The following is a 10,954-nucleotide window of genomic DNA, read 5'->3' as shown; positions in this document are numbered from 1 at the left end:
GCGGATCAGGCCGGCATCCGCTGCTCGACGATCCCGGCCCACCACGAACACCCCGCCGGGATCGCGTTGTCGTCGAAATCATAGGCCGGATGGTGCACCATCGCGGTATCGCCGTTGCCCACGAGGATATAGGCGCCGGGCCGTTCCTCGAGCATGTAGGCGAAATCCTCGCCGCCCATGACCAAGGGCGCCTCGGCGCAGTCGCCCGAGACCTTGGCCGCGACCTCGGCGGCGAAAGCCGTCTGTTCCTCGCTGTTGACCATCACCGGATAGCCCGGGCGCCAGTCGACCTCGGCCTTCGCGCCGAAGGTCGCGCCGACGCCCGCGGCGATCTCCTTGATGCGCTGTTCGGCCATCTTGCGGGTTTCGGGATCCATCGTGCGCACCGTGCCGCGCAGTTCGACATGCTGCGGGATGACGTTGAACGCTTCGGATTCCGTGCGGAACGACGTGACCGAAACCACCAGATTTTTCACCGGGTCGTGGTTGCGGCTGGCGATGGTTTGCAAGGCAGTGACCAGATGCGCGGCGACCACGGTCGTGTCGACGGTCTCATGGGGCTTCGCGGCATGGCCGCCCAGCCCTTCGACCAGAATGCGGAACTGATCGGTGCCGGCAAAGAAAGCGCCCGGGCGGATCGCGAAGGACCCGACCGGCATGCCGGGCCAGTTATGCATGCCGTAGACTTCCTGAATGCCCCAGCGCTCCATCAGCCCGTCTTCGCACATGAAGCGCCCGCCGCCGCCGCCCTCTTCGGCGGGCTGGAAGATCACCACGACGGTGCCGTCGAAATTGCGCGTCTCGGCCAGGTATTGCGCGGCACCCAGCAGCATCGCCGTATGGCCGTCATGGCCGCAGGCATGCATGGCGCCCGGCACTTTCGAGGCATGGGGCGCGCCCGTCGCCTCAAAGATCGGCAGCGCGTCCATATCCGCCCGCAGCCCGATCACCTTGCCCGAGCCGGTCGCCTTGCCCCGGATCACGCCCACGACGCCGGTGCGCCCGATGCCTTCGACCACCTCGTCACAGCCGAAGGCGCGCAGCTTCTCGGCGACGATGCCGGCAGTGCGATGCACCTCGAACAGGATTTCGGGATTCTCGTGGAAATCGCGGCGCCAGGCGGTGATATCGGGCAGCAATTCGGCGAAACGGTTCTTGACCGGCATGGATGTCTCCTCAGGCCGTGATCGGCATACGTTGTTCGGCGAGGGCCGCGAACCAGCTGCAACCGGCCGGGATCGCCTCGTCGTTGAAATCGTATTTCGGATGGTGAAGATCGGCGCTGTCGCCATTCCCCAGCAGGATGAAGGCCCCCGGGCGCTGTGCCAGCATTTCCGAGAAATCCTCGCCGCCCATCGACGGCTCAAGCGTGGTATCGACGCGGCCCGCGACCGCTTCGGCGGCGGCTATGGCGTGGCCGGTTGCCTCTGGCGCGTTGATCGTGGGCAACACGCCGTCGACATAATCCATCGCGATCGTGGCCCCGTAGGCCTGCGCCGTCGCCTCGGCCACCGCCTGCATCCGCTCGCGGACACGGTTCTTGGTGGCCACGTCGAAGGTGCGGACGGTGCCGGTCAGCCGCGCGGTATCGGGGATCACGTTATGCGCCATCGTGTCGGTGGCGAAGCCCGTGACCGACAGGACGACGGGTTGCAGCGGGTCGATATTGCGCGACACGACCTGTTGCAGCGCCATCACCACCGCCGCGCCCGCCAGCGTTGCGTCGGCGGTCACATGCGGCTGCGCGCCATGGCCGCCCTTGCCCTTGACCGTGATCTCGAAGAAGTCCGCAGCAGCCAGCAACGGACCCTCCTTGATCGCGAAGGACCCTACCGGCGCGCCGGGGTTGTTGTGCAGACCATAGACTTCCTGGATGCCGAACCGGTCCAGAACGCCGTCCTCGACCATTGCCTTGGCACCGCCGCCGCCCTCTTCGGCAGGCTGGAAGATCAGCACCACGGTGCCATCGAAATTCCGCGTCTCGGCCAGGTATTTCGCGGCACCGAGCAGGATCGACGTATGTCCGTCATGGCCGCAGGCATGCATCTTTCCCGCATGGGTCGAGGCGTAATCCGCTCCCGTCGCCTCGATGATCGGCAGCGCGTCCATGTCGGCGCGAAAGCCCAGCACGCGGCCCGAAGCCGCCTGCCGGCCCCGGATCACCGCGACCACGCCCGAGCGCCCGATCCCCTCGACCACCTCGTCGACGCCGAAATCGCGCAACAGCGATGCCACGCGCGCCGAGGTTCGGGGAAGCTCGAACTGCAATTCGGGATGGGCGTGGAAATCCCGCCGCCACGCGGCGATCTCCGGCAGAAGTTCGGCGAAACGGTTCTTGATCGGCATCGGCGTTACTCCAGCGGCATCCGGCGTTCGGCAAGCGTGACGAACCAGCTGCATCCATGCGGGATCGCCTCGTCGTCGAAGCGATAGGCGGGGTGGTGGCACATCGGCGTGTCGCCATTGCCCAGGAAGATATAGGCGCCCGGCCGCGCCTCGAGCATATAGGCGAAATCCTCGGCCGGCATCACGGGCTTCGTCGCGCGGTCCACATGGGCCGCGCCCGCGACCTCGACGGCACAATCGGCGGCAAAGGCGGTCTGCTCGGGATGGTTCATCGTCACCGGGTAGCCCCAGCGATAATCCAGCGCGGCGCTGGCGCCAAAGGCCGATGCCGTGGCGGGCACGAGCGCCGCGATCCGTTCATGGGCGAGCTTGCGCAGCGCGGGGTCAAGCGTGCGCACCGTGCCTTTCAGCACGACCTCGTGCGCGATCACATTCGACACGACCGAATCCGTGTGGAAACTGCCCACCGTCACCACGACCGAGCCGAGCGGGTCGATATTGCGCGCGACCACCGATTGCAGCGCCACGACGATATGGCTGGCCACCAGCGTTGTATCGACTGCCGCATGCGGCATCGCGGCATGTCCGCCGCGCCCGGTGACGGTGATCTCGAATTCGTCGGCTGAGGCCAGCAGCGCGCCCTCGCGGATCGCGAAATGGCCGACCGGAAGATCGGGCATGTTGTGCAGCCCATAGACCTCCTGCACGCCCCAGCGATCCATCAGCCCGTCATCGACCATCGCCTTGGCCCCTGCCCCGCCTTCCTCGGCGGGCTGAAAGGCCAGCACCACGGTGCCGTCGAAATTGCGTGTCTCGGACAGGTACTTGGCCACCCCCAGCAGGATCGAGGTATGCCCGTCATGCCCGCAGGCATGCATCTTGCCCGGCGTTTTCGACGCGAAATCGAGCCCCGTCGCCTCGGTGATCGGCAGGGCGTCCATATCGGCGCGGAAACACACCACCTTGCCCGAGCCGGTCTTGCGCCCCCGGATCACCGCCACGACGCCTGAACGTCCGATTCCCTGCACCACCTCATCGCAGCCGAATTCGGTCAGCTTCCCGGCCACGAAAGCCTGCGTGCGCGGCAGGTCATAGAGCAGTTCGGGATGCTCGTGCAGGTCGTGGCGCCACTCGGTGATTTCGGGGTGCAGCTCGGCAAGACGGTTACGGACGGGCATCGATACGCTCCTGCGGTTTCCTTATAGCCGAGCGTGACGCGGAAACGGCGCCCGGACAAGAGTGGTGATACCCGCTCTTACAGCGCCGGACCCGGCGTCACCACGCTGCCATCGCGAAACCGCGCCAGACGGAAGCGCGACAAATCGTGCCCTGGATCGCCCCCGGTCGCCAGATCGGCCAGCACCCGCCCGATGGCCGGACCGATGCCGAAACCATGGCCAGACAGCCCGCATCCGACGGTCAGGCCGGGCAAAGCGTCGATCGTGTCGAGAACCGGCACCACGTCGGGCATCGTGTCGATCATCCCGCCCCACCACGCGCGGATCGCCGGTTTGCCGATCGTGGGATAGGCCTTGCCGAACGCCGTCAGGGCGGCGTCGAGCGCTTTCCCGTCAGGCTTGGGGTCGAGGATGCGCATCTTTTCGAACGGCGATGGCTGGTCGGGCGCCCAGTGACGACGGGTCGACCATGCATCGGGGAAGCCCGCCGGCGCATAGGGGCGCAGCTTGGTGCTGCGCCAGTCGGTTTTCAGCACGGTCAGATAGGCGCGCAGATGCCGGAACGCGTCGGGCCCCACATACATGACATGGGTGTCGCCCGGCGCGACGGTATAGCCGCCATCCGCCCGGCGCCTGAGCGCGAATTGCGGGTCCGATGCCGCGCCGTCGAAGCCCTCGGGCAATGGCACCGTCGCGCAGGCCGAGGCCAGAACCGACAATTGCGGGATGTCGACACCGTGGGCGCGCAGGAAAAGCGACGACCACGCCCCGCCAGCCAGCACCACCGCGTCCGCGCGGACCGGCCCGTCCTCGGTCACCACGCCGCGCACGCGCCCGGCTTCGACGATCAGGCTGCGCACCGCGCAGGATTCGCGGATCGTCACCCCCGCCCCGGCCAGGGATCGCGCCATCATCGGCACCGCGACCCAGGGCTCGGCCTTGGCGTCCGAGGCCGTGTGCATCGCGCCGATCCAGCGGTCGGGCGCGGCATTGACCATCCGCTCGGCGGTCTCGGCCCGGCTCAGCATCCGCGTGTCGAGATCATGCGCGCGGGCGTGTTTCATCCACGCCTCGTCCTCGGCCAGTTCGGCCTTGGTGCGGGCCAGATAGGTGACGCCGACGACCTTGTAGCCCAGATCGGGCCCCAGCCTTTGCGCCCAGCTTTCCCAGATCCGCCGCGCTTCCAGCACCAGCGGGATCTCGGACGGGTCACGCCCATGCACCCGGATCCAGCCCCAGTTGCGCCCCGATTGCTCGGCCCCGACCCGGCCCTTGTCGCACAAAACGACCTTCAGGCCCTTCCCTGCAAGCTCCCACGCGGCGCTGACACCGGCGATGCCGCCGCCGATCACCACGACATCCGCCTCGGCGGGAAGAGCGTCGGCATGGCGTCGGGACAGGGCTGCGGTCAGAGGAAAATCGTTCATGCGAAGAATCCGGAAAGAAAGCTGTTGAACCACGTGTCGATCGCCGCGTCGTGGCGATCCATCAGCGCCTGCTGCTCGGCCCGTGTCTGGGCGCCGGGCGCGCCGAAGGGCGCTTCGGGCAGGCTTTGCCAGTGACGCATCAGATCGGCGGTGACTTCGGGATGGAACTGGAAGCCGATGGCCGATCCCAGCCGGAAGGCCTGTGTCGGGAACATCGCGCTGGACGCCAGAAGCTCGGCGCCCTCGGGCAGCGCGGCGCCGTGCCAGTGCCATTGCGGCATCGTCATGGGGGCGGGCAGCAGCGCCTTGCCCGCCGCGGTCGGCGCGATGTCGTAATAGCCGAATTCATAGGCCGCGTCGGAGCGCGGGCGCACCTCGGCGCCATGAGCATGGGCGATGCATTGCGCACCAAGACAGATCCCCAGAAGCGGCACGTTCCCGGCCACGGCGCGGCGGGCAAAGGCGTGTTCATCGGCAAGGTAGGGATAAAGGTCGGTCTGGTAGATCTCCTGCCCGCCGCCATAGATCACCACGCCGCCGAGGCCCGCCATGCTGTCGGGCAAGCTGTCCCCGGCATGGGGCGCGACCACGTCGTAGGGCCGGCCCGTGCGCTCGAGAAACAGCCGCACCCGATCGGGCACCGGCCCGTCATAGCCATGGCTGACCAGAAGGATCCGGCTCATTGACAGAGTTCGTCCAGCAGCTTTTCCATGAAGACCTGCCCGGCTTCGAGCTGGGCGATGTCCAGAAACTCGTTGGGCTGATGCGCCTGCGCGATGTCGCCCGGCCCGCAGACCACGACCGAGTAGCCGCGGCTCTGGAATTGCCCGCCCTCGGTGCCGTAGCTCACGACATGCTCGCCATTGTCGCCCGTCAGGCGGCGGGTGAGCAGTTCGGCCGGGCCGCCCTGTTCGGGCGTCAGCGGCGGCACGCCGAAGCCCATGTCCAGCGCGATCCCCGTCTCGGGGCGGATCGCCTGCATCCCCGCCTCGATCTCGCGCGCGGCGGCTTCGATCTTCTCGCCCCAGCCGGTATCGCCCGGCACCTGCCGCACCGAGATCAGGAAATCGCAATCCTTGGCGGTGATGTTATGCGCGGTCCCGCCCGAGATCACGCCGACATGCAGCGTCGTGAAGGGCGGATCGAAGGGCGCGGCCAAGGCGCTGGGCGGCGCGTCGGCGGCATTCGCGGCATTCATCTCGTTGCACCACTGGATCAGCCGCGCGCCCTCCATGATCGCGCTCACGCCGTAAGGCTGCATCGAGGAATGGACCTCGTAGCCGCGGATATGGACATGCACGCCCAGCCCGCCCTTGTGGCCGGTCACCACCTTCATCATCGACGGCTCGCCCACGATTACCGTCTCGGCGCGCGGCAGGTCCGAGCCGATCATCGCCTCGACCAGATCGGCGACCGCCATGCAGCCCACCTCTTCGTCATAGCTGAAGGCCAGCTGCAGCGGGCGCGTCAGCGGCAGGCGTGACGCCCGGGCCATCGCCCAGAGCGCCAGCGCGTCGAACCCCTTCATGTCGCAGGTGCCGCGACCGTAAAGCCTGCCGTCCTTCTCGGTCAGCGTCCAGGGGTCGGTATCCCAGGCCTGCCCGTCGACCGGCACCACGTCGGTATGGCCCGACAGGACCACCCCGCCCGGCGCATCCGGCCCGACCTGCGCGTACAAATGCGCCTTGGTGCCGCAGGGCGACATCACGCGCGTGCTGTCGATGCCGTTCGACGCCAGAAACGCCTCGACCCACTCGACCAGCGGCAGGTTGGTGTCGCGGCTGACGGTCGGAAAGGCGATCAGCGATTGCAGGATCTCTCGCGGGCCGGCCTCGGGGTTCAGGGCGGCGCTGTCGGGGGTCGTCATCAGGGTCTCCAGGGGGTTGGACAAGGCCATCCTCGCCACGCGCCCATAGAGAGGTCAAGCCCCGCGACGCCGCAAGCCAATGACGTTGCGGCAGGCAGAAACCGGCGCATAGGCGATTATTTTCGCGGAAAAATTGAGCAATCCGCGCTTTTATCGCGCTTTCGGGGCTCCGCGTTTTTTCTTGCCGTAACGCGGGAATGTTGCCAAGCTTCCCCGATAAAGACCGAGTCAGAACACTGACCGGAACAAAAAAACACAACGGGGAGACGCCCATGCATGACGGGGCGGTGCCGGTTCTTGATGTCAGGAACCTGAAGACGGTGTTCAGCACCCGGTCGGGTGAGGTCCATGCCGTCAATTCCGTAAGCTTCGATCTGCGCCCCGGTGAGCTGCTTGGCGTCGTGGGCGAATCCGGCTCGGGCAAGTCCGTCACCATGATGTCGCTTCTGGGGCTTCTGCCGTCTCCGCCCGCGGAAATTCGCGGCGGCGAGGTATGGCTTGGGGATACGGACCTGCTGACGCTGGGCGAGGACGGGCTGCGCAAGGTCCGGGGCCGCGAAGTGGGGTTCGTGTTTCAGGACCCGATGACCTCGCTGAACCCGGTATTCACCGTGGGCTTTCAGCTGACCGAACCGCTGCGCACGCATCTGGGCATGTCCAAGACCCGCGCCCGCGAACGCGCGGTCGAATTGCTGGAGCTGGTGGGCATTCCGGATGCCAGGCGGCGCCTGGGCGATTACCCGCACCAGTTCTCGGGCGGGATGCGTCAGCGGGTGATGATCGCCATCGCTCTCGCCTGCGATCCGAAGGTGCTGATCGCGGACGAGCCGACCACCGCGCTTGACGTGACCATCCAGGCGCAGATCCTCGAACTGGTGAAAGAGCTGCGCCAGAAGCTGGGCATGGCGATCATCTGGATCACCCACGATCTGGGTGTCATCGCCGGAATCGCCGACAGGGTCATGGTGATGTATGGCGGTCAGGTGGCCGAGCATGGCCCCGTGCGCGAACTCTTCGCCAATCCCGCCCATCCCTATACCCGCGCGCTGTTGCAGACGATGCCGAAGATCCACGGCGCGCGCGACGCCAAGCTGCGGGTGATCGAGGGCCAGCCGCCGGTCATGGGCCGTCACCCCGAATCCTGCCCCTTCATGGCCCGCTGCGCCCATGCGTTCGACCGCTGCGCGCGCGAGAACCCCACGCGGCGCGATATCGGCGCCGGGCACGATGTGGCCTGTCACTGGGATCACCGTACCGGCGAGCCGGTTCAGGATCTCGCCGAGGTGGCGTCATGAGCGGTCCGCGTCCGCTGGTCGAGGTCCGCGACCTGAAGATGCACTTTCCCATTCTGGGCGGCATCCTGCGCCGCCAGGTCGGCGCGGTGAAGGCTGTGGACGGCGTGTCCTTTGACATCCAGCCCGGCGAGACGCTGGGCGTGGTGGGGGAATCGGGCTGCGGCAAGTCGACGGTGGGCCGCGCCGTGCTGCGCCTTTACGAGGCGACGGCGGGTTCGGTGATCATCGACGGCGAGGATATCGCGGCGATGCCTGCCGAGAAGCTGCGCCGCAAGCGCCCGACCATGCAGATGGTGTTCCAGGATCCGCAGGCCAGCCTGAACCCGCGCATGACGGTGGCGGGCATCATCGGCGAGCCGCTGGACGAACATACCGACTGGCCCCGCGCGAAAAAGCTCGAGCGGATCTACGAACTGATGGATGCCGTGGGCCTGAACCGCGACTTCGCCAACCGCTATCCACATGCGTTTTCCGGCGGGCAGCGTCAAAGGATCGGCATCGCCCGGGCGCTGGCGCTGAATCCCAAATTCATCGTCTGCGACGAGCCCATCGCCGCGCTCGACGTGTCGATCCAGGCGCAGGTGGTGAACCTGCTGGAACGGCTGCAGGACGAATTCGGGCTGACCTATCTGTTCATCAGCCACGACCTGTCGATGGTCCGCCATATCGCCGACCGGGTCGCGGTGATGTATCTGGGCAAGATCGTCGAGATGGCACCGGTCGGCGTGCTCTACGATGCGCCGCGCCATCCCTATACCGAGGCGCTGTTGTCGGCCGTGCCCGAACCCGATCCCTCGCTCGAAGCGCGCAAGGACCGGATCGTGCTGAAAGGCGATGTCCCCTCGCCCGCGAATCCGCCGAAAGGCTGCAATTTCTGCACCCGCTGTCCCAGGGTGATGGAGATCTGCCGCGATATCGACCCCGAGACGGTGCAAATCGCGCCCGGGCATGTCGTGGCCTGCCATCTTGTCACGCAACACCAGACCACCGGCGCAACCGGCGGCACCGAGGCCGAGCACCCAAAACACCAACAAGGAGAGGTTCTATGAAACGCAGAATTGCCCTGTACGGGGCGGCTGCCGCACTTGCGCTGATGCCGCTGGCGGCATCGGCGGAGCGCGGCGAAGACGGCCATCTGAACATCATCTACTGGCAAGCGCCGTCCATCATGAACCCGTATCTGTCGGGTGGCACGAAGGATGTCGAAGCCTCGTCGCTGGTGCTCGAACCGCTCGCCCGCTACAACGAATCCGGCGAACTGGTGCCGTGGCTCGTCGACGAAATCCCGACCGTCGAGAATGGCGGCGTCTCCGAAGACCTGATGTCCATCACCTGGACGATCAGCGAAGGGATCCTGTGGGCCGACGGCACGCCGGTTACCTCGGCCGACCTGGCCTTTACCGCCGAATATTGCATGCATCCAGAAGGCGGCTGCGCGCAGGGCGCGCGCTATCAGGACGTGGAAAGCGTCGAGATCGTCGATGACCGCACCGTCACCGTGCATTTCTCGGTCGCCAAGCCCGTTCCCTACGGCCCCTTCGTGACCGCGCAGGCGCCGATCCTTCAGGCCGCGCAATTCGCCGATTGCCTGGGCGCCCGCGCACCCGAATGCACCGAGGCGAATTTCAACCCGATCGGCACCGGCCCCTTCGTGGTGACCGATTTCCGTCCCAACGACGTGATCCAGCTGGAAGCCAACCCCAATTACCGCGACCCGATGCTGCCGCATTTCGCGACCGTCACGCTCAAGGGCGGCGGCGACGCGGCCTCGGCCGGACGCGCGGTGATGGAAACCGGCGAGATGGACTACGCCTGGAACCTGCAGCTGGCGCCCGACGTCATCCAGACCATGGCCCAGGGCGGTCAGGGCGTCCCGGTTTCGGCCTTCGGCACGCTGGTCGAACGGATCGAGGTCAACATGACCGATCCCTCGCCCGACCTGCCACCTGAAATCCGCTCGACCCGCGAGGCGCCGCACCCGATCCTGTCGGATATCCGCGTGCGTCAGGCGCTGTCGATGGCCATCGACCGCGAGCTTCTGGTGGAAATCGGCTACGGTCAGGCCGGTCGCCCGACCTGCAACCTTGTCCCGGCCCCGCCGATCTTTGCCTCGGAGGCCAACGATGCCTGCCTGGTGCAGGATCTGGACGGCGCGCGCGCTCTGCTCGAGGAAGCCGGCTGGACCGTCGGCGGCGACGGCATCCGCGTCAATGCCGATGGCGACCGGCTGGTGCTGGATTACCAGACCTCGACCAACGCCGTGCGTCAGGACTTCCAGGCGCTGATCCAGCAATGGTGGCGCGAGATCGGCATCGAGGCCAACCTGCGCAACATCAACTCGTCGGTCTTCTTCGGCGGCGATCCGGGTTCGCCCGACACGTTCCAGAAGTTCTATGCTGATGTCGAGATGTACGCCAACAACTTCCCCGGCACCGATCCCGAGCAATATCTCGGCGCCTATCGCTGCGGAATGGAACCGCGTCCGTCGAACCAGTGGCAGGGCGAGAATATCAACCGCTTCTGCGATCCCGAATACGATGCGCTGCATCTCGAACTGGCGCAGACCGCCGATATCGAGGAACGCGGCCGTATCGGGCGCGCGCTCAACGATATCCTGATGCAGAACTTCGTCATCATTCCGCTGGTGGATCGCGGCCGTGTCTCGGCCCATGCCAACAGCCTGGGCGGCGTACTGCTGAACACCTGGGATTCCGAGCTGTGGAACGCGGCCGACTGGTATCGCGTCGAAGGCTGATCGCCTGACCCAAGACCGGCCCGCCCCCTTCGGGACGGGCCACCCGCTCGCGTTCTGCCCGCGTTGCCGGCCCGGAGCCCGGGCCT

At 66.7% G+C, this 10,954-nt stretch carries 9 protein-coding genes; 3 read left to right on the top strand and 6 right to left on the bottom strand.

Annotated features, from left to right (window positions below):
- Positions 1–5: 5 nt before the first annotated feature.
- The 6 genes from C4N9_RS04160 to argE all read right to left on the bottom strand — a co-directional run bounded on the left by C4N9_RS04160 (position 6) and on the right by argE (position 6,818).
- A complete protein-coding gene (locus C4N9_RS04160) occupies positions 6–1,166 on the bottom strand; it encodes a M20 aminoacylase family protein (protein ID WP_109532033.1) in 1,161 nt (386 codons plus the stop codon).
- Between the two features lie 10 nt (positions 1,167–1,176).
- The gene (locus C4N9_RS04155) at positions 1,177–2,346 is read right to left on the bottom strand and encodes a M20 aminoacylase family protein (RefSeq protein WP_109532032.1); all 1,170 of its coding nucleotides are present in this window, start codon (positions 2,344–2,346) and stop codon (positions 1,177–1,179) included.
- A gap of 5 nt (positions 2,347–2,351) precedes the next feature.
- A complete protein-coding gene (locus tag C4N9_RS04150) occupies positions 2,352–3,524 on the bottom strand; it encodes a M20 aminoacylase family protein (protein WP_109532031.1) in 1,173 nt (390 codons plus the stop codon).
- Between the two features lie 77 nt (positions 3,525–3,601).
- Positions 3,602–4,951, bottom strand: a complete 1,350-nt coding sequence (locus tag C4N9_RS04145; protein WP_109532030.1) for an NAD(P)/FAD-dependent oxidoreductase — start codon at positions 4,949–4,951, stop codon at positions 3,602–3,604.
- Positions 4,948–5,634, bottom strand: coding sequence for a glutamine amidotransferase-related protein (locus C4N9_RS04140; RefSeq protein ID WP_109532029.1), 687 nt, complete (start codon positions 5,632–5,634; stop codon positions 4,948–4,950). The genes C4N9_RS04145 and C4N9_RS04140 overlap by 4 nt, the downstream gene beginning before the upstream one ends.
- Positions 5,631–6,818, bottom strand: a complete 1,188-nt coding sequence (gene argE / locus C4N9_RS04135) for an acetylornithine deacetylase (protein ID WP_109532201.1) — start codon at positions 6,816–6,818, stop codon at positions 5,631–5,633. Before argE ends, C4N9_RS04140 begins: the two co-directional genes overlap by 4 nt.
- 272 nt (positions 6,819–7,090) lie before the next feature.
- Between argE and C4N9_RS04130 the strand changes: the two genes are divergently transcribed.
- From C4N9_RS04130 to C4N9_RS04120, 3 genes are read left to right on the top strand one after another with little or no spacing between them, the layout of a single operon-like run.
- Positions 7,091–8,113 carry an ABC transporter ATP-binding protein gene (locus C4N9_RS04130; RefSeq protein ID WP_109532028.1) on the top strand — a complete coding sequence of 341 codons (1,023 nt, stop codon included), beginning with the start codon at positions 7,091–7,093 and terminating at the stop codon, positions 8,111–8,113.
- On the top strand, positions 8,110–9,162 hold the full coding sequence (locus C4N9_RS04125; RefSeq protein ID WP_109532027.1) for an ABC transporter ATP-binding protein: 1,053 nt from the start codon (positions 8,110–8,112) through the stop codon (positions 9,160–9,162). Before C4N9_RS04130 ends, C4N9_RS04125 begins: the two co-directional genes overlap by 4 nt.
- Positions 9,159–10,868, top strand: coding sequence for a peptide ABC transporter substrate-binding protein (locus C4N9_RS04120; protein WP_109532026.1), 1,710 nt, complete (start codon positions 9,159–9,161; stop codon positions 10,866–10,868). The genes C4N9_RS04125 and C4N9_RS04120 overlap by 4 nt, the downstream gene beginning before the upstream one ends.
- Positions 10,869–10,954 lie beyond the last annotated feature (86 nt).

The organism is Pararhodobacter marinus, from assembly GCF_003122215.1.
Taxonomy (GTDB): domain Bacteria; phylum Pseudomonadota; class Alphaproteobacteria; order Rhodobacterales; family Rhodobacteraceae; genus Pararhodobacter; species Pararhodobacter marinus.
Note: the sequence above shows the minus strand (reverse complement) of the source record. Positions and strands in the feature narration are given on the sequence as shown.

What these genes read in the sequence shown, in the direction of transcription:
- C4N9_RS04155 (WP_109532032.1), bottom strand. Translation starts at nt 2,346, where the DNA reads ATGCCGATCAAGAACCGTTTCGCCGAACTTCTGCCGGAGATCGCCGCG.
- C4N9_RS04120 (WP_109532026.1), top strand. Translation starts at nt 9,159, where the DNA reads ATGAAACGCAGAATTGCCCTGTACGGGGCGGCTGCCGCACTTGCGCTG.
- C4N9_RS04125 (WP_109532027.1), top strand. Translation starts at nt 8,110, where the DNA reads ATGAGCGGTCCGCGTCCGCTGGTCGAGGTCCGCGACCTGAAGATGCAC.
- argE (WP_109532201.1), bottom strand. Translation starts at nt 6,818, where the DNA reads ATGACGACCCCCGACAGCGCCGCCCTGAACCCCGAGGCCGGCCCGCGA.
- C4N9_RS04150 (WP_109532031.1), bottom strand. Translation starts at nt 3,524, where the DNA reads ATGCCCGTCCGTAACCGTCTTGCCGAGCTGCACCCCGAAATCACCGAG.
- C4N9_RS04145 (WP_109532030.1), bottom strand. Translation starts at nt 4,951, where the DNA reads ATGAACGATTTTCCTCTGACCGCAGCCCTGTCCCGACGCCATGCCGAC.
- C4N9_RS04130 (WP_109532028.1), top strand. Translation starts at nt 7,091, where the DNA reads ATGCATGACGGGGCGGTGCCGGTTCTTGATGTCAGGAACCTGAAGACG.
- C4N9_RS04140 (WP_109532029.1), bottom strand. Translation starts at nt 5,634, where the DNA reads ATGAGCCGGATCCTTCTGGTCAGCCATGGCTATGACGGGCCGGTGCCC.
- C4N9_RS04160 (WP_109532033.1), bottom strand. Translation starts at nt 1,166, where the DNA reads ATGCCGGTCAAGAACCGTTTCGCCGAATTGCTGCCCGATATCACCGCC.